Here is a 19,735-nt window from a genome sequence, read left to right on the forward strand (position 1 = left end):
GAAGCTCAGGCGCCCGCTTCGGCCTTCGCCGGCTTCGCGGCATACGCAGCCGCATCTTCCGCTTCAGCCGATTCGCCCGCCTGACAAACCGCAACCAGAATGCTGCACGACACGCGATCCAGCAAAGGCGTGTTGCCGGCGCCCATCCACCAGCGTGCGAGGCCGCTACGGCAGCGATGCCCGACCACGACGAGATCGACCTTGAGGCTGTCCGCCAGCGCAGCAATCTCGTCGATCGGATGGCCGAACGCGAAGTGTCCCTGCGCCGGCACACCGCGTTCGCGCAGCCAGTCGACACCTTCTTGCAGAATGTCGCGTGCCGCATCCTCGAAGCGCCCGCACGCCATGTCGGTCAGCAATCCGGCGCTCTGCGCGATGCTCGATCGCATATCCACGACCGCGAGCACGTGCGTTTCCGCGTTCAGGTCGAGCGCGAGATTCGCGCCCTGGCGCAGCGCCTTGCGGCCCTCTCGGGAGCCGTCGTAGCACAGCAGAATTTTTTTGTAGCTCGTCATCATGCCTCCCTGCCGCAACGCACATTGACTGCGGCGTAACTTCATAATCGTGTGCCGCGACAGCCGTGGCAACGATGGAAAACGCTAACAAAAGGCAAGCACACCGAAGGCGCCCGCAGTCCGAACGGTGACAAGCTGGACCCGTGCCAGATCCGCGCGATGCCCGCCGCGCAACGCCGGCGGCTTTCGCGGTGTCCGGAAGATGCGCCAGAAGCACCGCTCCGGCTCGTCCCGAGCGCCGCACTGGTGCATTCGATTACACTAGCTCGCTGGATTTCTCCAGCCAGGAAACGCATGACACAGCGCAACTCGCCGCAGCGCGCAGCTGATGCAGACGGCGCGCCCGCAATCGATTTCAGCGAAGTCATAAAACGCTACGGCGCAAAGAACGTCGTCGATGGCCTCTCGTTCGACGTGCGCCCCGGCGAATGCTTCGGGCTGCTCGGCCCGAACGGCGCAGGCAAGACGACGACGCTCAGAATGTTGCTCGGCATGACATCGCCCGATAGCGGGGCCATCCGGCTCGTCGGCGAACCGGTGCCGTCGCGCGCGCGTTTCGCCCGTGAACGCGTCGGCGTCGTGCCGCAGTTCGACAATCTCGATCCCGACTTCAGCGTACGGGAGAACCTCGTCGTTTTCGGCCGCTATTTCGGCATCGCGGGCGCGCGCATGGACGCGCTCGTGCCGTCGCTGCTCGAGTTCGCGCGGCTTGAGAACAAGGCGGATGCGCGCGTCGGCGAATTGTCCGGCGGCATGAAGCGGCGGCTGACGCTGGCGCGCGCCCTCGTCAACGATCCGGACGTGCTCATCATGGATGAACCCACGACCGGTCTCGATCCGCAGGCCCGCCATCTCATCTGGGAGCGTCTGCGCTCGCTGCTGGCGCGCGGCAAGACCATGCTGCTCACCACGCATTTCATGGAAGAAGCCGAGCGCCTGTGCGACCGCGTCTGCGTGATCGAAGAAGGCCGCAAGATTGCCGAGGGGCGGCCGCGCGATCTGATCGCGTCGGTGATCGGCTCGGACGTGATCGAAATTTACGGCCCCGATCCGCAGGCGCTGGCCGCCGAACTGGCGCCGCTTGTCGAGCGCATGGAAGTGAGCGGCGAAACGCTTTTCTGCTACGTCGACGATCCGCAAGCCGTTCATGCGCGCGTCAAAGGGCGCGAGGGCGTGCGTTATCTGCATCGTCCGGCGAATCTGGAAGATGTTTTTCTGCGCCTGACCGGCCGCGAAATGGTGGATTGAAAACGAGATGGAAACCTACGATCAGCCGCGCGTCGCAACGAAGAACCCCGACGAGACGCACTCGAACGACGTCGCGCCGTTCACGAACGCGCTGCCCGCGAACGCAACGCACTGGATGTCCGTCTGGCGGCGCAACTACCTCGTCTGGAAGAAGCTCGCGGTCGCCTCGATGATCGGCAATCTCGCGGACCCGATGATCTATCTGTTCGGCCTCGGACTCGGTCTCGGGCTGATGGTCGGGCATGTCGAGGGCGTGTCGTATATCGCGTTTCTGGCGGCGGGCACCGTGGCGTCGAGCGTCATGATGTCCGCAAGTTTCGAAGCGATGTACTCCGGTTTTTCGCGCATGCACGTTCAGCGCACGTGGGAAGCGATCATGCACACGCCGCTCACGCTCGGCGATATCGTGCTCGGCGAAGTCGTCTGGGCGGCGAGCAAGTCCGTGCTCTCGGGCGTCGCGATCATGCTGGTCGCGGGCGCGCTCGGCTACGCGAGTTTTCCGTCGATGCTGCTCGCGCTGCCCGTCATCGTGTTGACGGGGCTGGCGTTCGCGAGCACCGCGATGATCGTCACCGCCATTGCGCCGAGCTACGACTTCTTCATGTTCTATCAGACGCTCGCGCTCACGCCGATGCTGCTGCTCTCCGGCGTCTTCTTTCCGGTGGCGCAACTGCCCGCGCTCGCGCAGCACGTGACGCAGGCGCTGCCGCTCGTTCACGCAGTCGAACTGATACGCCCCGCGATGCTCGGCCGTCCGCTCGATGGCTTCGCGCTGCACGCGGGCGTGCTCACCGCGTATGCCGTGCTGCCGTTTTTCGCGTGCGCGTGGCTGTTCCGCCGTCGCATGATGAAATGAAAAACGGCGATGGACCGTAGCGGTCCATCGCCGTCTCACCGGAGCGCCGGGTGCGTCACTTCACCGGAAACTCCTTGTGGCCGCCGAAGCCGAAGCGCATCGCGGAGAGCATGCGCTCGGGGAACAGGTCGGCGTCGCGCGAGCGGAAGCGCGTGTACAGCGCCGCCGAGAGCACCTGCGCGGGCACGGCTTCCTCGATCGCCGCCTCGATCGTCCAGCGCCCTTCGCCGCTGTCCGCCACGATGGTCGAGAAGTGTTCGAGCGCGCCGTCGCTGGCGAGCGCGCCCGCCGTCAGGTCCAGCAGCCACGACGACACTACGCTACCGCGCCGCCACACTTCCGCGATATCCGCGAGGTCGAGCGAATAGCGTTCGTTCTCGGGAAGGTCCGTCGATTCCTTGTGCTTCAGAATGTGGAAGCCTTCCGCATACGCCTGCATCAGCCCGTACTCGATGCCGTTGTGCACCATCTTCACGAAGTGCCCCGACCCGACCGGCCCGCAATACATGTAGCCGTTCTCGACGCGCGGATCGCGTCCTTCGCGGCCGGGCGTCGCGGGAATGTCGCCGCGTCCCGGCGCGAGCGTCGCGAAGATCGGATCGAGCCGGCTCACGACCGCTTCGTCGCCGCCGATCATCATGCAGTAGCCGCGCTCCAGCCCCCAGATGCCGCCTGACGTGCCGACATCGACGTAATGCACGCCCTGCTCCCTGAACTGCGCGGCGCGACGGATATCGTCCTTGTAGAAGCTGTTGCCGCCGTCGATCACCACATCGTCCGCTTTCAGGATCTTGTGCAGATCCGAAAGCGTGTCCTCAGTGATCTTGCCGGCAGGCAGCATCAGCCAGATCACGCGCGGGGCGGCGAGCTTCGAGACGAGATCGCCCAGGTCCTGCGCGCCGGTCGCGCCTTCCCTCGCGAGCGCGTCGGTGGCTTGCGGATTGTGGTCGTAGACGACGCATTCGTGTCCGTCGCGCATCAGGCGGCGGCCGATGTTGCCGCCCATGCGCCCCAAACCTACGATGCCGATTTGCATATCGATCACTCCCCGGCTGTTTTGACGCGCTCGATCTGCTTTTTCGCCGCTTCGTAGACGCCTTCGAGCGTGAAGCCGAACTTCGTCTTCAGCGCCTTCAGCGGCGCCGACGCGCCGAACGTATGCATCACGATGGTCGCGCCGAAGCGGCCCACGTAGCGGTCCCAGCCGAGCGTCGCGGCCTGCTCGACGGCCACACGCGCATGAACGTCGGGCGGCAGCACCGAGTCTTTGTACGCGTCGTCCTGCTTCTCGAAGATGTCCCACGACGGCATCGACACGACGCGCGCCGCGATCCCCTCGCTCGTGAGCTTCTCCCATGCCTCGACGCACAGCGACACTTCGCTGCCCGTCGCGAGCAGCAGCACTTCCGGCTTCTTGCCGCCCTCGGCATCCGCGAGCACGTAGGCGCCGCGCCGCACGCCTTCAGCCGACCCGAACTTCGTGCGGTCGAACGTCGGCAGCGGCTGGCGCGTCACGACGATGCACGACGGCTCCTTCGAGAACGACAGCGCCACGCGCCACGCCTCGCTCACTTCGTTCGCATCGGCCGGACGCAGCGTGCAGAGTCCCGGCACGCCGCGCAGCGAAGCCAGTTGCTCGATCGGCTGATGCGTCGGGCCGTCCTCGCCCACGCCGATGGAATCGTGCGTGAACACGTAGATGACCGGCACTTCCATGATCGCGGAGAGCCGGATCGGCGGCTTCATGTAGTCGCTGAAAATCAGGAACGTGGACGCGAACGGTCGCATGTTCGAGAGCGCGAGCCCGTTGGCGACCGAGCCCATGCCGTGCTCGCGAATGCCGAAGTGCAGATTGCGCCCAGCGTAATTGTCGTGCTCGAAACTGCCCGCGCCTTCGAACTTTAGATTCGTCTTGGTCGACGGCGCGAGGTCCGCCGCGCCGCCGATCATCCACGGGATGCGCTTCGCGATGGCGTTCAGCACCTTGCCCGACGATTCGCGCGTCGCCATGCCCTTTGCGTCCGCGTCGAACGTCGGAATGTCGGCGTCCCAGTCGTCGGGGAGCTTCGATTCCAGCATCTGCCAGAGTTGCTTCGCCAGATCCGGGCTCTGCTTTTCGTAATCGTCGAAGCGCTGCTTCCACTCCGCATGCGCCGCCTTGCCGCGCGCGCCCATGCCTTCGGCGAAGTGCTGCATGACGCCGTCGGGCACGAGGAACTGCGCGTCTTCCGGCCAGCCGTAGAACTTCTTCGCGAGCTTGATTTCCTCGTCGCCGAGCGCCTCGCCGTGGGCCGCCGCCGTGTCCTGCTTGTTCGGCGCGCCCCAGCCGATGATGCTCTTCACGACGATCAGCGTCGGCTTGTCGGTCGTCGCCTTGGCTTCGTTGAGCGCGGCTTCGAGCGCGTTCGCGTCGTTGGCGTCGTCGACGTGCAGCGTGTTCCAGTTATAGCCGCGAAAGCGCGATTCCACGTCGTCGCTGTACGCGAGGTCGGTGTGGCCTTCGATCGTCACTCGGTTGCTGTCGTAGATCCAGATGAGATTCGAGAGCTTGAGGTGCCCGGCGATCGATGCGGCTTCATGCGAGATGCCTTCCATCATGTCGCCGTCGCCGCAGAGCGCGTAGACGCGGTAGTCGAAGAGCGGCGCGCCCGACTTGTTGAAGTGCGCTTCCTTCCAGCGCGCGGCCATCGCCATGCCGACGCTGTTGCCGAGACCCTGACCGAGCGGCCCGGTCGTCGTTTCGACGCCGGTTGTCATGCGAAATTCGGGGTGGCCGGGCGTCTTGCTGTCGAGCTGGCGGAACTGCTTGATATCGTCGAGCGACACGGCCGGGTTACCGGTCGGCTTACCGCTTTCATCGACTTCCTTCACGCCCGCCAGATGCAGCAGCGAGTACAGCAGCATCGACGCGTGCCCGACCGACAGCACGAAGCGGTCGCGGTTCGGCCAGAGCGGCGCGTCCGGGTCATAGCGCAGATGGTATTGCCAGAGGTGGAACGCGACGGGGGCGAGCGCCATCGGCGTGCCGGGGTGGCCGGAATTGGCCTTCTGCACGGCGTCCATCGACAGCGTGCGGATGGTGTCGATCGTGAGGCCATCCAGATCTTGGGACTGCGGCGTTGCTTGAGACATGAGCGACGACTCCTTTCGCGAAGAGCGCGCTGAGGCACGACGGGCGCCTCAGCGGCAACCAGGACCATCGAGCAAGCGCAGTGCCTTGCTAAAGGCACCGCGCCCGGATGCGGGCGGCCGCGCGCAGCCGTTTCATGCTGGCGCGGCGACTTTCGGCAGGACGCGAACGCGCGATATTCGGCTGCGCATTCGGTGTTTCAGCCGGGCGACGCGATGCAAAGAAGGCGCATCGCCCGGATAGTGCATGCGGCTTCTAAGCCGCTAAAGTGCCGGAACGTCAATGCTGACACATTCGCGGCGCAGTGGCCCGAATCATGGCTATGACTTACGGCGCGGGATTCGGCTGGCGCTCGTGCAGCGCTTCGATCTCGGCGAGGATTTCATCGGACAGTTCGATGTCCACGCTCGCGATATTCTCCTTCAACTGCGCCGTCGACGTCGCGCCGATGAGCGTGCTCGTCGTAAATGGCCGCGAGTTGACGAACGCGAGCGCCATCTGCGTCGGACTCAGGCCGTGGCGCTTCGCCAGTTCGACATAAGACGTCGTCGCGGCGATTGCCTGCGGCTTGCTGTAACGCTGGAACCGCTCGAAGAGCGTGATGCGCGCGCCGGCCGGACGCGCCCCGCCCTCGTACTTGCCCGAAAGCCAGCCGAACGCGAGCGGCGAGTACGCGAGCAGACCGATGCCTTCCTTGTGCGTGAATTCGGACAAGCCGAGTTCGAAGGTACGGTTCACGAGGCTGTACGGATTCTGAATACTGACGATGCGCGGCAGTCCGGCCTTCTCCGCTGCACGCAGGAATTGCGCGACGCCCCACGGCGTTTCGTTCGACACGCCGACGTAGCGAATCTTTCCCGCCTTCACGAGATCGCCGAGCGCGGCGAGCGTTTCCTCGATCGGCACCGTGTATTCATCGTCGATATACGGATACGCCGACCGGCCGAAGGTCATCGTGCTGCGGTCCGGCCAGTGCAACTGGTAAAGATCGACGTAATCCGTCTGCAGGCGCTTGAGGCTGCTGTCGATCGCCTCGTTGATGTTCTTGCGGTCGAACTGGTTGCCCGCGCCGCGAATGTGACGCGGATTGTGCGGCTGGCGCGCGGGCCCGGCGATCTTGGTGGCGAGCACGATGTCGCCGCGCTTGCCCGCGTTCTTCGCGAGCCACGTGCCGATGTACTCCTCAGTGCGGCCCTGCGTTTCGGGGCGCGGCGGGACCGGGTACATTTCGGCGGCGTCAATCAGGTTCACGCCTTGCGCGAGCGCATGGTCGATTTGCTCGTGCGCCTCGCTCTCGGTGTTCTGCTCGCCCCAGGTCATGGTGCCGAGCCCGATGAGGCTCACGTCGACGCCCGAATCGCCCAGTTTCCGATACTTCATCGCTTGGTTCCTTTTTGTTGACGCCTGCTGGCGAGTATCACGGCGGCATTGCCGACAACCGCAGAAACTACCATAGCCGCGCGAGGTTTGCTCCGCCGATAGAATGCAAGGCTCAACGATGCCCGCAACCGGTGCGCAGGCTTGCAATTGGCTTGATGCGCATGACGAAACTCGCTCTCAACGACGAAACCACGCAGCCGATGTCATCCTCCACGACGCCCAGCCAGTCCGACGACGCGAAGTCCGGTTCGTCGCTGATCGTTTCCCTCGTCGCCGCGACATTTTTCATGGAAAACTTGGACGGTACGATCATCGCGACCGCCATGCCGCAGATGGCGCACTCGTTCGGTGTGCATCCGGCGGACATGAGCCTCGGCATCACCGCGTATCTCCTGACGCTCGCCGTGTTCATCCCGATCAGCGGCTGGGCGGCCGACCGCTTCGGCCTGCGCACGGTCTTCGGCAGTGCGATTGCCGTGTTCACGGCGGCCTCCGTGCTGTGCGGCGCGACTTCCACATTGCCGGCGTTCGCGGCGGCGCGCGTGCTGCAAGGCATCGGCGGCGCGATGATGGTGCCGGTCGGCCGCCTGGCCGTGCTGCGTGCGACACCGAAAGACGGACTGATGCGCGCCATCGCGATCATCACGTGGCCCGGGCTCGTGGCGCCGGTCATCGGACCGCCGCTCGGCGGGTTCATCACGACGTACTCGTCATGGCGCTGGATCTTCTATCTGAACGTGCCGCTCGGCGTGATCGGTCTGCTCCTGACGCTGCGCCACATCGACAACGTGCGCGAAGACGCGAGCCGCCGCTTCGATTTTCCCGGCTTTGTGCTGTGCGGCGTCGCCTGCACGACGCTTCTTTACGCGATGGAACTCATCGGCCGCAGCGACGCGCCGTGGACGCTGGTCGGCGCGCTCGTGGCTGTTGGCGCGGCCGCGGGCTTCGCATCGTGGCGATACCTCGTGCGGGCGGAACAGCCGGTCGTCGACTTGTCCGCGCTGAAGGTGCACACCTTCGCGGTCGCGATGGGCGGCGGGTCGCTCTTTCGGATCGCGATCAGCGCCGCGCCGTTCCTCTTGCCGCTCATGTTTCAGGTCGGTTTCGGCATGAACGCGTTCGAGTCGGGCCTACTCACGCTCGCCGTCTTCGCGGGCAACCTCGCGATGAAACTCGTCACCACGCCCGTCATGCGGCGCTTCGGCTTTCGGCCGGTGCTGGTGGTCAACGGGCTGATCGCCGCGCTCTCGCTTGCCGCGATGAGCCTGCTCGCGCCTTCGACGCCCACGCTCGTCATCGTCGCCGTGTTGTTCGTGAGCGGCCTGTCGCGCTCGCTGCAATTCACCGCGCTCAACACGCTCAGTTTCGCCGACGTGCCAAAGACGCAGATGAGCGGCGCCTCCGCGCTATCCAGCACGCTGTTTCAGATGTCGATGGGCGTGGGTGTCGCGGTGGGCGCGATTGCGCTGCGTATCGGCGAATGGCTGCATGGGCATGACGCGCATTCGATCGGACCGGAGGACTTCGGCGTGGCGTTCGTGATCGTGGCGATCGTCGGGGCGCTGGGTGTCATCGATCTGCGCCGCCTTCCGAAGGATGCGGGCGCGCTGGTTTCGGGGCATGTCAAAGGCAAGGGTACGGAGCGCTAGGCACGCGAGAGACGCGCAGGCCGACCTCGCGGGCCTGAGACGCTGACGACGCTTCGGACGGTACCACGGCTGGGAAAAGCTGCTGGTTTTCCAATGCTTCAAACGGTCGCGAGGTCCCGAAACCTTTGGACCTTTGAACCTTTAGAACCTTTGGACCTTTGAACCTTTGGACCTTTGGACCTTTGAACCTTTAGAACCTTTGGAACCTTTGAAGTCTTTGAAGTCTTTGAAGTCTTTGAAGTCTTTGAAGTCTTTGAAGTCTTTGAAGTCTTTGAAGTCTTTGAAGTCTTTGAAGTCTTTGAAGTCTTTGAAGTCTTTGAAGTCTTTGAAGTCTTTGAAGTCTTTGAAGTCTTTAGAAGTCTTGGCAGCCTAGAAAGCCTCGAATGCCTCGGAAGCCTCGAATGCCTCGGAAGACTCGGATGCCTTGATTACATTCAAAGCCTTCGAAGTCCTTGAAGCCTTGGCAGCCTTGAATGCCTTGGAACCCTTGTATGAATTCGAAGCCTTTGAAGCCAACGAATCCCTCAATGGTTCGACCCGGTTAAAGGTTTGCGCGCCCGCGCCGTAAACCCGCGTATGAACCTGCAAAGTCTCGAATCCCTCGCCGCTTTGAGCGAAGCGGTCGCCGTCATCCGCCACGCGCGCGGGCTGAAGAACCCGGACGATCTGCCGACCGGCACGCCCGAATGGCAAGCCGCCACCGACGCCTTCGCCGACGACTTCCTGCGCGCCCTCGACGGCGAACCGAGCGTGCGCGCGTGGTGGGTGCTGTAGGCGTTAAGCGATCTTAGCGTCTCATCCAGTCGAGCCAGCCGAGCGCAATCGCCATATTCACGATGACGCCGGCCGCAGCCGCCAGCGCCGCGATCATCGTCCAGAACGCAGAACGGCGCGATGCGTCGGCGGATTCCCGGGCAAGCCGCGCGGCGTCGTTGGCCGACGACACCGACGCGAACATCGCCCGAAACTGCTCGTTCTGACGAGTGACGTCTTTCGCGTGCAGCCAGGCGCGCTTCGTGGCGGCTTCGGGATCGGAGTCGGCGGCTGCGTCGAGATCGGCGCGTATCGACGCTTCCCCCGCCGCTTCATAGCTTCGAAAACGCGCTTGCCGCGCGTCGGCGGCGTCTTCTTTGCGATCCTCGGTCATACCGCCTCGTCCGTCACGGCAGAGCGCCCTATCGATCGCTCGACATCGCCTTCAGGCGATCGTTGCCGGCATCGCGCGCGGCATCGGCCGTGGCAAAGTTGTCTTCCGAGACCATCGCGCGTTTCACCTCGCCCGCCGCGAAATCGACGAGCGTGATCACCCACACGAAGCCGCCCGCCTGTTCCGCCGTCTGCACGAATGCGCGCAGTTTGCCTTCATTCGACGATGCCATCTGATCCTCCACGTTCTTCCGAGTGCTTCGGGCACGACGCGCGCGGTGACTGCGACGATCGCTGACATCACGCCTCGAAGTCGAGACCGCCGAGCAGCACCGACGGCTCCGCTTGCGAGCGCGTCGGCACGTCCACTTCGCGGGCATCCTGCCAGGCGCGCAGCTTCTCGCCGAGCACGTCGAGATAACGCTGCAGACGCGCGTCGCCGCCGGGACGCAGCAATCGCTCGATCTCTTCGTCGTCCCATGTCAGGACCACGTTCATATCGAACGGATAACGACGCGTGCGCGCGCTCTGATCCGACGGCGGCGCGCTTACGCGCAGCCGCGCCGGTTCGTGCGCATTGCTGCCGGGAATGATTTCCACGCGTAGTTTTTGATCGACCACGCGAGCCACGCCCTCGGCAATGCGCGGCATGATTTCGGTTTCGAACCTGTGCGTCTGATCGCGATTCAACGCCTTCCTCTCAAACTGACTCAGACGGACGGCAAGTCTTCGAGCGATTTCTCGATCTGCCCTTCCTGCACGCGCGCCTCGATGCCGACGTGGCCGTTCGAGTACGGCAATGCCGTGACCTTCGGTCCGAGAAACGTTCGACCGCCGAGCGTGAAGAGCGTGCGAACTTCCTTGCCGCTCTTGATGGCGTCCACGACTTGATGGACGTCCACGATGGTGGTCGGCGCCGTCCACGCGTTCGTGGCGGAATCGAAGCTGCCCCAGCGCACATTGGTCACGCGGTCGTTGACCCAACGCACGCCGTCGATCGCCAAAGTAGCCATAGGTGCCTCCATGGTCGTCGTTCGGGGTGGTGGTCTGTTGATGCTAGCACGGTGGACGCTCAGTGCGGGCGCCCGGCGGGGAGCTGAAAAGCAAAAAGCCCAGTCGCGATGACTGGGCTTTTCGTATGAATTCTTTGGGGTGGCTGATGGGACTCGAACCCACGACGACAGGAATCACAATCCTGGACTCTACCAACTGAGCTACAGCCACCGCTGACACTGACTTGCTAAGAAATCAGCTCCTCGTACCGGCAAAATTGCCTGCCAATCGAGAAGCGAGATTATACGAACAAAGTTTTCGCTTGCCTAGCCCCGACGAGCATTCTTTTTCGATGCCGCCCGCGGTTACTGCGCGACCGCTTCGGCAGCTTCTCGGAAGTGGGAGCGTGCCTCGTCGAAGATGCTCAGGTCGCCCTTCCCCAGCCGGCGACTGTCCGAGAGCGTGCGCCGCCATCCGCGCGCGCCCGCGACACCGCGATACAGCCCCAACGCGTGCCGCGTGATCGCGCCGAGATACGTGCCGCGCGAAAGTTCGGTGCGCGCGTAGTCGATCAACTGCGCCTCGATCTCTTCGCGCGTCGGCATCGGCGTCGTCGCGCCGTAGAAACGCGTATCGACGCCCGCGAGCACGTAAGGATTGTGATACGCCTCGCGCCCGAGCATCACGCCATCGACATGCTTCAGATGCTCGTCCACTTCGTCGAGCGTCGTGATACCGCCGTTGATCGAAATCTCCAGATGCGGAAAGTCGCGCTTCAATTGGTACGCGTATTCGTACTTGAGCGGCGGAATCTCGCGGTTCTCCTTCGGGCTCAGGCCTTTCAGAATCGCGTTGCGCGCATGAACGATGAATACCTCGCAGCCCGCTTGCGCCACCGTGCCGACGAAATCGCGCACGAACGCGTACTCCTCGACGGCATCGACGCCGATGCGATGCTTGACCGTCACCGGAATCGACACCGCATCGCGCATGGCCTTGACGCAGTCCGCGACGAGTTGCGGCTCCTTCATCAGGCACGCGCCGAACGCGCCGCGCTGCACGCGCTCCGACGGGCAGCCGCAGTTCAGGTTGATCTCGTCATAGCCCCACTGTTCGCCGAGCTTGGCGCTCTTCGCGAGATCGGCCGGTTCGCTGCCGCCGAGTTGCAGCGCGACGGGCGCCTCGGCCGGCGTGAAGGCGAGGTGCCGCGCGACGTCGCCGTGTAGCAGCGCGCCCGTCGTCACCATTTCGGTATAAAGCCACGCATGACGCGACACCATCCGATGCAGCGAACGGCAGTGGCGGTCGGTCCAGTCCATCATCGGTGCGACGGATACGCGGCGGGGACTGGTCTTGAAAGCGGCGGGCATAGCAGGCGTGGGTTTGAGCTAATCCGCGATTTTACCGCAGCGCGCAACGGGCGTTTCGTCACACGCCGGTTCGAATCTTTCTCTGCCCCGGCTGTCACACGACCATGCGACGCCCGCGTGCGTCGAGCCTCGCGGAGACTCACATGACGAAGCAATCGATAACAGCCGCCTTGCTGCTAAGTGCGGCGCTGGCAGCACACGCACAGACCGCGCGCCCGGACGACGGCGCATCGATGGTCAAGCCGCCGGGTGCACCGGGTGCGCCCGCAGCGAGCGCGACGCGCCCCGACAATCCCGACAACATGCCGGTCAAGCGCCCCGCCCCGCCGCCGAACAGCGACCGCATGCTGCATCACAGTCCCGCAAGCGACGCCATCGCGAAGTAAGCGTCCACTCCGGCTGGCGGGCGAGCGCCACTATAATGGCGCTCGTCCCGATCATCGCGCGAACCGCGTTCTCGTCTGCCAGCGGTCCAGCCAATGCAAAAACTTATTCTGCCGTTCGTCTCCGGTTTTCTTGCCGCACTCTTCTTTCGCGAATCGACGCTCGCGCTCCTCCACGCTGCCGGAATGATCGACTCCGCCGGCTTTTCCACCGCGCCGTTCCTGCCGCTGGGCATCCCGGAATTTATCGCGAATGCGTTATGGAGCGCCGTGTTCGGCGTCGTCATGGCGTGGCTGCTGCGCGTCGCGCCCGAACATCGCGCACCGTGGATCGGCGCGCTCGTGTTCGGCGGCATTGTGCTGACGGCGGTCAGCGTGTTCGTCATCGATCCGGCGCGCGGCATCTGGCCGAGCGGCAACATGCTGCCGCGTCTCGCGCCTAGCTTTATCGCGAATGCGATCTGGGGCTGGGGCGCCCTCGTCTTCATGCGCGCGTTCATGGCGGGCAGCGAAGCGCGCTGAATCACGGCAAGGCGGCCACTGCGGGCCGCACGCCGGTCAGTCTTTGAGCGAGCGAAGCGGATGCGTCGCCGGCGTCCACGCGCTGTCGAACATGCGCTCCACCTGTTCGGTCTGCACGTCCTCTGCGCGCGCCACTTTCCATTGCGGCTGATTGTCCTTATCGACGATGCGCGCCCGAATGCCTTCCAGCACGTCGCCCCGTTCGAAAACCGAGCGCGTGAGATCGAGATCGCGGCGCAGCGTTTCGGCCATCGTCGAGAACCGCGCGCGATCCACTTGCTGAAGCGAGACATCCACCGAAAGCGGCGAGCGCTCGCGCAGCGCGGCGGCCGTATCGCGAATCCATGCGTTGCCGGACGCATCCGCCTCCCGCTCCAGCGACGCCAGAATGGCTGCGCCGTTGCCCGCGGCGAAATGTTTGTCAATGAGCATGCGCGCCTCGGCGAGCGCGCTCGTGTCCGGGATCGGCGAAACCTTGTATTTCGTGGTCTCGTTCTCGACGAAGCGCACGATGGCGACGCCATCGAGAAAACGTTGATGCCGCAGCGATTCGATCAGGCCGGGCAGCGCGCCGTCGTCGAGGTACGCGTCGGCCATGCGCGCATAGAGCGCGTCGGCTGGGCCGATGCTCGCGCCGGTCGCGGCGAGATAGCGGCCGATCGCGCCGGGCGCGCGCGCGAGGAACCAACTCACGCCGACATCGGGAAAGAGGCCGATGCGCGTCTCGGGCATCGCCATCTTCGTGGACTGCGTGACGATGCGCAGGCCGCCCGTATGATGCGCACCCTGCGAAATGCCCATGCCGCCGCCCATCACGACGCCGTTCACGACCGCGATATACGGCTTCGGAAACGTGAAGATAGCGTGATTGAGCTTGTATTCTTCCGTGAAGAACGCGTCGATGGCGTCGCGGTCGCCGGCCTTCGCGGCTTCGTAAAGGAAACGGATGTCACCGCCTGCGCAAAACGCGCGCACGTGCGGACTGTAGACGACGACGGCGCGAATCGCCTGATCGTGGCGCCACGCTCGCAGCGCTTCGCCGATCGCGTGCAGCATCGCGGGTGTCAGCGCGTTCAGCGCCTTCGGACGATCGAGCGCAATGAAGCCGATGCCGTTGGCTGTATCAATGCGAATGTCTTCGGTGGTCATCGTGTCGTGAGGTCGAAACGGTTCGTACGGTCACTTCACTCAGCAGGCGGCGAGCCACGCGGCGAGCGACAGCTCGACAAGCTCGGCCGCCGGGACGTCGGCACACGCCGCGCCGTTCAATTGTAGCGCGGTGATGCCGTGCAGGTTCGCCCAGAAAGCCCGCGCGCACGCGGCGGGCGCGGCGCTCGCCGGCAGTGTCGCAAGCCGGTTCGCCGCGCGCAGTTCCACGAACGCGTCCGCGATCAGCGAGAGCATTGCGGCGTTGTCATCGGGCGTTTCCGTGCTGTCCATGAACATCAGGCGGTAGGTTTCCGGCTCGCTCAGCCCGAACTCCACATAGGCGCGCGCAACCGCCCTGAGGCGATCGGCGGCATCCGCGATGCGCGTGTGCGCCGCGAAGGCGATGCGCAATTGCGCGTGTCCTTCCTTGCGCAACGCCTGCGCAATCTCGCCGCGACTTCGGAAATGCAAGTACAGCGCGGCCGGCGAATAATCGATCGCCTCGGCGAGCTTGCGCATGGAAAGCGACGCAAGCCCTTCCCTTTTGACGATGCCGCGCGAGACTTTGAGTATGCGCTCACGCAGCGCGTCGCGCTGCTGCTGTTTGTGCTGTCGTGACTGGCGCGTGCGCGCGGCGTCGAGACTCGTGCGAGGCATTGTCGGCACCGCTCATGGTGAAGTCGCTATTCGATGACAGTGGCGTGACCGTGACGCGCAGGTCCGCGCAGGTCCGCCTCCGTCAGACGATCATCTGGCCGTCGCGGCTGCCGTCACCTTCGCGGCGCGATGCCGACGCCGCGCGATAAAGCGGCTCGTCAGAGTCGCCGAGCACGACCGACGCGAAGACGATGCAGAAGCCGAGAATCAGTACACCGACAGCCGCCCAGATGAGCCAAAGTGCATTGGACTCGACAAGCGAGTGGAGAAAGGATTGAAGCATGACGACCCCGCGCGATTTTTATAATGGCTGCTCGTGTGAAGCGGACGCTTACGAGCAAGTAACATGCCGTGCGAATCGCATCGCATGCGGCAAGATGACGCAATGTTACCGCGTCGGTGCGCCGTGCGAAAGCGCGTTGGCGTGCCTATTTGGCGCGGGGCATGGCGGCCGGCTCCGACGATGAAGCTCTTACACGCTCATGCGCGTAAAAGACGCAGCGCTGTCATCCGGCGATCACGCGCCCCGGCGGAAAGTGGCCGCTCTTCAGCAGCACCGGCATGCCGTTCGTGACACGCAGATGTTCGCGCGCCACCGCTTCGATGCGCGTGCGGCCGGCATCGAATGCGTCGATCCAGCCGGCGCTGTCGTAGGTTTTCGCACCGAAGTGATCTTCGAGCGCTTCCACCGAGATCGCGCATGGCACGCGCCGGCCATCGACGAGCGCGGCGAATTCGATAGTGAGATTGGAACCGCGGTAATCCGGCGCGTCGGGAAGAAAACGAATGTTCATGAGACTCTCGTGGATCGGGCGCGGCGGGCGCTGCAGGGCCCCGCTCGCGATGAGGTTCAGACACTCGCTGCGAGTCGCGAGCGCCGCTTCACTGACGTGCGCATGATTCGATTCGCGGACTATGGTACTCGCGCTCGCGCCGCGTGGTCCAGCGGCGCTCGAATGGCAAACCTCAGGCGTCGAGCACATCCCCGCTCACCTCCACCACGAGCAGCGAACTCGCGAGCGGATCTCCGTAGTTGAAGTCGAGCGATCGCGTCATGTCCCGCACACGCTCGCAGACGCGTTCGCGCGCATCGCCCGGCAAATGCGGATACTCGCGCAACACCCGCGCGTCGAAACGGTAGTGCACACCCCAGCCAATATTGCCCGCATGATTCGCCACCCCACCCGTGCGCCAGCTCACGAACAGCGCGGGCGTGGCGTCGGCTCCGATCTCGATGATGTCCGCGCCGTTCGGAAAGAGGTCGACCAGGCAGTTCGCGATATCGTAGAGCACTGCGTGCCGAAGATGGAGGGGACGCATCATGTCGGTTGCAGCAATCGGTCGATGTAGTCGCGCGCCGCTTGTTCGACGTGCGCGAGCGCCTCGTCTTCGCTGGCGAAACGCTGCTCGGGTCCGAGATCGACGAGCGCCTCGAAGTGACGCGGCTCATCCGGGCCGTTCTCGGCGAGACTGACGGAACCGACATAAATGGGCGTGCCGGCCTCGCCGTCTTTTGCGTCGTGCGTGGGAACGAGCCGCGCCGATGCGCTGATGTAATACCCCCGATACGGGCCCGTCACTCTTTCGACCATTCCTGTTGCCTCCGTATGTATTCTGGCTGGCGCCATGCGTTCGACGGCAAGTTCAACCGATGCCTCAACAGCATAAGGCGCGCAAGCCGGCAAATAGTTCACGACCGCATCGCGATCATGCGTGTCGAACTCTCATGAATTTGCATCGCAAGGGCCGCGCCCGCGCCGCTCGTTGCAATCGGGGCGCATCAGCGTGGCGCGCGCCGCGTATGGGACAATGCTCATCCCAAAATACGGCGGAAGATTGTTCGATGCTGCCGCTGTCCCGTCTCACTCAGCCCGATTGCAACGAGGGAAAGATGAATAGAAACGATCGGCCGATGCGCCGACACTCGACGCGCGCAAGCGCGATTCCGAACGCGCTGCGCGCGGCGACCATCGGCGCGGCAGTGCTCGCGATCGCGAGCCTGGGCGCTTGCGCGTCGTCGAACGAAGCGTCGCTCATTCACTTGCCGGACGGCCAGACGGGATATGCCGTGAATTGCAGCGGCGCGGATGCCGGGTCGAGCTGGGCGAGCTGCTACGTGCTCGCGGGCAAGGCGTGCGGCGCGACGGGCTATGACATCGTCTCGAAAGACAACGAGGAAGGCGGACCGACGGGCGGCGGCATCACCAACGTAATCTCGGCCAATGTAAAGAACCGGTCGATGATCGTTCGGTGCAAGTAGACGCGCTGCTATACCGGGAACGATTCACGCGGCGCACTGAGGACGGGGTCAGGCGTTGCTGCAAACCCGCAACAGAGGCGTCATTACGGCGCCGACAGAAAAGCACATCGGCTCCCGTAGCCGTCAGACGCTCGACGCCGCGGGCACTGCACGGCGCAAGCGCGGCGCCGGAACCTCAACTATGGTCCAGCGACAGTTCGGCGAAGCTCTGGCCGAGCACGGCGCAGACCGCTTCGACGACCATTTGGTGATCGCTGCGCTGGGGCAGCCCCGACACCGTCACCGACCCGATCACGCCGACATTCGCGACGCGGATCGGAAAGCCACCGCCATGCGCGGCGTACTGCGCGGGATCGAGCCCGAACTTCTCGGCGAGCGTCGCGCCCGCCTGTTGCAGCGTCAGGCCGATGGCGTACGAACTGCGGCGAAAATGCTCGACTGTCCGGGATTTGCGCTCGGCCCAGCGGGCGTTGTCGGGCGTCGCGCCATCGAGCGCGGCGAAGAAGAGCCGATGACCGAACGTGCGCACGTCGATTGCCACGGCTGCGTCGCGCGCGAGCGCCATCTCGCGCAGCTGCGTGCCGAGCTGCCACGCGTGATCGGCGTGGAACTGCGGAAAGACGAGCGTGTTTTCCTGATGCGCGATGGTTTGCAGGTCGTGCGGAATGTCCATGAGCGACGCCTCTTCGTTAGCGTTGTGTCTGATGTCGAATGCTCGATTTTGACACGGGCGTGGACAGCGCGTCGTACGCGTGGCCGCTGTTGGCGGATTGAATAGGACTGCTGACGTTGAAAGAACCGAAGCGCTCTTTATGCTGTCTTTAGTCTGCTTCGATGACGGCCGAAAAACAGAAAGGGGTTACAGGCCGAAGCACTGTAACCCCTTGAATGTGGTTGCGGGGGTAGGATTTGAACCTACGACCTTCGGGTTATGAGCCCGACGAGCTGCCAGACTGCTCCACCCCGCGTCCGTCGAAGAAAAGATTATAGGTCATCGTTTATGGAAAAGCAATCCTTCATGTCAGTCCACATAAAATAACAGCGCGTCGCACTGCGTCGATTGGACTCGTCACCGTCGCACGCATCGTCAAAGCCGCGCTTCAGCGCATGGCATAATCGTTCGCTCTGCGGGTAACGGTTATCGGCTTCGAGCACACGGCATGCACTCCTTGCGGCGCGGCATCACGGGAAGAATTAGCAGCATGGCGGCGGTATGCGCGATGCTGCTTCTCTCGCTCGCACCCGTTGCGTCGCAGATGCTCAAGGCCGAACGGTTCGAAGCCTTGCTCGCTTCCCTGTGCGCGTCGGGCACAGATGCGCCCGACAGCCAGCTTCCGCGCCATGCCGGCCATCACGCGCTCAGTCATCTCGACGCCTGCGGCTATTGCGACCTCGTCGGTCACGCGCCTGCGCCGCCAACGCTTCCTCGCGCCACGCCATCGGCGCCATTGCCGCGCGAATCGTTCACTGCGGCCAGCATCGTCCGCGCGCCCGCTCATCGGCGATTCGCGGACGCCCAGCCGCGTGCACCGCCCGCCTTCGGCTAATTCGCCCATCGCCCGTACGCTTGACACGCCGCATTGAAGGCGAGTCCTGCGTCGCGACACCATGCTTTCCACAGGACACACCATGACGTTCCAATCCGCACGGCGCGGCGCGCTCGCGCTCGCGCTGACCGCTTGCGCACCCTTCGCGCTCGCTCACGCGTTGCCGAAGCTCCAGCAGCCCGGCCCCGGCGCCACAGTCAGCACGCCGCACGAAGTCTCGATCGAGTTCGGTGAACGGCTCGAGCCGACGTTCAGTTCGATGCTCGTCACCGACGCCCACGGCACGCAGGTCAACACCGAGAAGTCGGCCGTCGATAGCAACGACAAGAAGCACATGAGCGTCGCGCTCGGCAATCTCGCGCCGGGCGTCTATACGGTGCAGTGGACCGCGGTCGCAGCCGACGGTCACCGCACGCAAGGTCACTACAACTTCACGGTCAAGTGAGGCCGCAATGAAAAAAACCGTTCTACTCTTGAGCGTGCTCGCAGGCGCTGCGTTGGGCACGTTTCTCAGCACCGCGCACGCGGCCACGCTCGAAGCGCATGACTGCTGGGTCCGTGCGATGCCGCCGAACCTGCCGTCGTCGGGCTATTTCGTCGTTTCGAACAACGGCGACGCGCCCGCGACGCTCACCGCCGCGAACAGTCCCGCGTTCGGCATGACGATGATGCACAAGTCGGAAAACAAGGGCGGCACGGCGACCATGGCGCCCGTCGATAGCGCCGACGTGCCCGCGCACGGCACGCTGCAGTTCGCGCCGAAGGGCTATCACCTGATGATGGAACAGCCGGCCAAGCCGCTCAAGATCGGCTCCACGATTCCGCTTACCCTCACCTTCGCCGACAAGACCACGCTCAACGTGGACTGCGCCGTCAAGTCGGCCGCAACGGTCGGCAAGTAAGACGCCCTTCAGCAAAAAAAAACGCGCC

26 protein-coding genes and 2 tRNA genes are annotated in these 19,735 nt (G+C 64.2%); 10 read left to right on the forward strand and 18 right to left on the reverse strand.

From position 1 onward, the window contains the following. Positions 1 to 5: 5 nt before the first annotated feature. Positions 6 to 515, reverse strand: coding sequence for a universal stress protein (locus P9239_RS11885; RefSeq protein ID WP_309750980.1), 510 nt, complete (start codon positions 513 to 515; stop codon positions 6 to 8). Positions 516 to 809: 294 nt separating this feature from the next. Here P9239_RS11885 and nodI point away from each other — a divergent pair, with 294 nt between their 5' ends. Further along, complete coding sequence (nodI, locus tag P9239_RS11890) at positions 810 to 1,763, forward strand: nodulation factor ABC transporter ATP-binding protein NodI (protein WP_309750983.1); 954 nt, start codon at positions 810 to 812, stop codon at positions 1,761 to 1,763. Between the two features lie 7 nt (positions 1,764 to 1,770). Further along, entirely contained in the window at positions 1,771 to 2,619 is an 849-nt protein-coding gene (locus P9239_RS11895) for an ABC transporter permease (RefSeq protein ID WP_404980021.1), read from the forward strand. A 55-nt stretch (positions 2,620 to 2,674) separates the two neighbouring features. On the opposite strand, the gene gnd is transcribed toward P9239_RS11895, so the two are convergent. The 3 genes from gnd to P9239_RS11910 all read right to left on the reverse strand — a co-directional run bounded on the left by gnd (position 2,675) and on the right by P9239_RS11910 (position 7,129). Then, positions 2,675 to 3,664, reverse strand: coding sequence for a phosphogluconate dehydrogenase (NAD(+)-dependent, decarboxylating) (gnd, locus tag P9239_RS11900; RefSeq protein ID WP_309750986.1), 990 nt, complete (start codon positions 3,662 to 3,664; stop codon positions 2,675 to 2,677). Beyond that, positions 3,661 to 5,751, reverse strand: coding sequence for a transketolase (tkt, locus tag P9239_RS11905; RefSeq protein WP_309750987.1), 2,091 nt, complete (start codon positions 5,749 to 5,751; stop codon positions 3,661 to 3,663). The genes gnd and tkt overlap by 4 nt, the downstream gene beginning before the upstream one ends. Positions 5,752 to 6,076: 325 nt before the next feature. Further along, the gene (locus P9239_RS11910; protein ID WP_309750990.1) at positions 6,077 to 7,129 is read right to left on the reverse strand and encodes an NADP(H)-dependent aldo-keto reductase; all 1,053 of its coding nucleotides are present in this window, start codon (positions 7,127 to 7,129) and stop codon (positions 6,077 to 6,079) included. A 200-nt stretch (positions 7,130 to 7,329) separates the two neighbouring features. On the opposite strand from P9239_RS11910, the gene P9239_RS11915 reads away from it, so the two are divergent. Further along, complete coding sequence (locus tag P9239_RS11915; RefSeq protein ID WP_309754017.1) at positions 7,330 to 8,778, forward strand: MFS transporter; 1,449 nt, start codon at positions 7,330 to 7,332, stop codon at positions 8,776 to 8,778. 576 nt (positions 8,779 to 9,354) lie between these two features. Beyond that, complete coding sequence (locus P9239_RS11920) at positions 9,355 to 9,552, forward strand: hypothetical protein (protein WP_309750993.1); 198 nt, start codon at positions 9,355 to 9,357, stop codon at positions 9,550 to 9,552. Between the two features lie 13 nt (positions 9,553 to 9,565). On the opposite strand, the gene P9239_RS11925 is transcribed toward P9239_RS11920, so the two are convergent. The 6 genes from P9239_RS11925 to dusA all read right to left on the reverse strand — a co-directional run bounded on the left by P9239_RS11925 (position 9,566) and on the right by dusA (position 12,287). Continuing rightward, the gene (locus P9239_RS11925) at positions 9,566 to 9,925 is read right to left on the reverse strand and encodes a hypothetical protein (protein WP_309750995.1); all 360 of its coding nucleotides are present in this window, start codon (positions 9,923 to 9,925) and stop codon (positions 9,566 to 9,568) included. 28 nt (positions 9,926 to 9,953) lie between these two features. Beyond that, positions 9,954 to 10,157, reverse strand: a complete 204-nt coding sequence (locus tag P9239_RS11930; RefSeq protein ID WP_159836056.1) for a hypothetical protein — start codon at positions 10,155 to 10,157, stop codon at positions 9,954 to 9,956. A gap of 67 nt (positions 10,158 to 10,224) precedes the next feature. Beyond that, a complete protein-coding gene (locus P9239_RS11935; RefSeq protein WP_309750998.1) occupies positions 10,225 to 10,614 on the reverse strand; it encodes a DUF5594 family protein in 390 nt (129 codons plus the stop codon). A gap of 20 nt (positions 10,615 to 10,634) precedes the next feature. Further along, positions 10,635 to 10,937: a hypothetical protein gene (locus tag P9239_RS11940; protein ID WP_309751001.1), complete on the reverse strand. Its 303-nt coding sequence runs from the start codon at positions 10,935 to 10,937 to the stop codon at positions 10,635 to 10,637. A gap of 135 nt (positions 10,938 to 11,072) precedes the next feature. Continuing rightward, a tRNA-His gene (locus P9239_RS11945) sits at positions 11,073 to 11,148 on the reverse strand. Between the two features lie 134 nt (positions 11,149 to 11,282). Continuing rightward, positions 11,283 to 12,287 (reverse strand): tRNA dihydrouridine(20/20a) synthase DusA, encoded by a 1,005-nt coding sequence (gene dusA, locus P9239_RS11950; protein WP_309751003.1) that lies wholly within the window; start codon positions 12,285 to 12,287, stop codon positions 11,283 to 11,285. Between the two features lie 143 nt (positions 12,288 to 12,430). On the opposite strand from dusA, the gene P9239_RS11955 reads away from it, so the two are divergent. Further along, positions 12,431 to 12,673, forward strand: coding sequence for a hypothetical protein (locus P9239_RS11955; RefSeq protein WP_309751006.1), 243 nt, complete (start codon positions 12,431 to 12,433; stop codon positions 12,671 to 12,673). A 93-nt stretch (positions 12,674 to 12,766) separates the two neighbouring features. Then, positions 12,767 to 13,192 (forward strand): hypothetical protein, encoded by a 426-nt coding sequence (locus P9239_RS11960; protein ID WP_309751007.1) that lies wholly within the window; start codon positions 12,767 to 12,769, stop codon positions 13,190 to 13,192. 36 nt (positions 13,193 to 13,228) lie between these two features. On the opposite strand, the gene P9239_RS11965 is transcribed toward P9239_RS11960, so the two are convergent. The 6 genes from P9239_RS11965 to P9239_RS11990 all read right to left on the reverse strand — a co-directional run bounded on the left by P9239_RS11965 (position 13,229) and on the right by P9239_RS11990 (position 16,590). Then, positions 13,229 to 14,341 (reverse strand): enoyl-CoA hydratase/isomerase family protein, encoded by a 1,113-nt coding sequence (locus tag P9239_RS11965; protein WP_309751011.1) that lies wholly within the window; start codon positions 14,339 to 14,341, stop codon positions 13,229 to 13,231. A gap of 39 nt (positions 14,342 to 14,380) precedes the next feature. Continuing rightward, positions 14,381 to 14,998, reverse strand: a complete 618-nt coding sequence (locus P9239_RS11970) for a TetR/AcrR family transcriptional regulator (protein ID WP_309751013.1) — start codon at positions 14,996 to 14,998, stop codon at positions 14,381 to 14,383. Positions 14,999 to 15,080: 82 nt separating this feature from the next. After that, positions 15,081 to 15,281, reverse strand: a complete 201-nt coding sequence (locus P9239_RS11975) for a hypothetical protein (RefSeq protein WP_309751016.1) — start codon at positions 15,279 to 15,281, stop codon at positions 15,081 to 15,083. A gap of 223 nt (positions 15,282 to 15,504) precedes the next feature. Continuing rightward, entirely contained in the window at positions 15,505 to 15,792 is a 288-nt protein-coding gene (locus P9239_RS11980) for a DUF1488 domain-containing protein (protein WP_309751019.1), read from the reverse strand. A gap of 172 nt (positions 15,793 to 15,964) precedes the next feature. Then, positions 15,965 to 16,321, reverse strand: a complete 357-nt coding sequence (locus P9239_RS11985; RefSeq protein WP_309751021.1) for a hypothetical protein — start codon at positions 16,319 to 16,321, stop codon at positions 15,965 to 15,967. Then, positions 16,318 to 16,590 (reverse strand): hypothetical protein, encoded by a 273-nt coding sequence (locus tag P9239_RS11990; RefSeq protein ID WP_309751023.1) that lies wholly within the window; start codon positions 16,588 to 16,590, stop codon positions 16,318 to 16,320. The genes P9239_RS11985 and P9239_RS11990 overlap by 4 nt, the downstream gene beginning before the upstream one ends. A gap of 299 nt (positions 16,591 to 16,889) precedes the next feature. On the opposite strand from P9239_RS11990, the gene P9239_RS11995 reads away from it, so the two are divergent. Continuing rightward, positions 16,890 to 17,258 (forward strand): hypothetical protein, encoded by a 369-nt coding sequence (locus P9239_RS11995; RefSeq protein ID WP_309751025.1) that lies wholly within the window; start codon positions 16,890 to 16,892, stop codon positions 17,256 to 17,258. Positions 17,259 to 17,433: 175 nt separating this feature from the next. Here the strand turns inward: P9239_RS11995 and P9239_RS12000 are convergent, their stop codons facing one another. Continuing rightward, positions 17,434 to 17,931 carry a heme-degrading domain-containing protein gene (locus tag P9239_RS12000; RefSeq protein WP_309751027.1) on the reverse strand — a complete coding sequence of 166 codons (498 nt, stop codon included), beginning with the start codon at positions 17,929 to 17,931 and terminating at the stop codon, positions 17,434 to 17,436. A gap of 218 nt (positions 17,932 to 18,149) precedes the next feature. Continuing rightward, positions 18,150 to 18,226 (reverse strand) — tRNA-Met (locus P9239_RS12005). Between the two features lie 192 nt (positions 18,227 to 18,418). Between P9239_RS12005 and P9239_RS12010 the strand changes: the two genes are divergently transcribed. The 3 genes from P9239_RS12010 (at position 18,419) to P9239_RS12020 (ending at position 19,707) form a co-directional block, all read left to right on the forward strand. Next, the gene (locus P9239_RS12010) at positions 18,419 to 18,805 is read left to right on the forward strand and encodes a DUF2946 domain-containing protein (protein ID WP_309751028.1); all 387 of its coding nucleotides are present in this window, start codon (positions 18,419 to 18,421) and stop codon (positions 18,803 to 18,805) included. Between the two features lie 82 nt (positions 18,806 to 18,887). Next, positions 18,888 to 19,250 carry a copper resistance protein CopC gene (locus tag P9239_RS12015; protein ID WP_309751030.1) on the forward strand — a complete coding sequence of 121 codons (363 nt, stop codon included), beginning with the start codon at positions 18,888 to 18,890 and terminating at the stop codon, positions 19,248 to 19,250. Positions 19,251 to 19,257: 7 nt separating this feature from the next. Continuing rightward, on the forward strand, positions 19,258 to 19,707 hold the full coding sequence (locus P9239_RS12020) for a copper chaperone PCu(A)C (protein ID WP_309751031.1): 450 nt from the start codon (positions 19,258 to 19,260) through the stop codon (positions 19,705 to 19,707). Positions 19,708 to 19,735 lie beyond the last annotated feature (28 nt).

The organism is Caballeronia sp. LZ062 (assembly GCF_031450785.1).
Classification (GTDB): domain Bacteria; phylum Pseudomonadota; class Gammaproteobacteria; order Burkholderiales; family Burkholderiaceae; genus Caballeronia.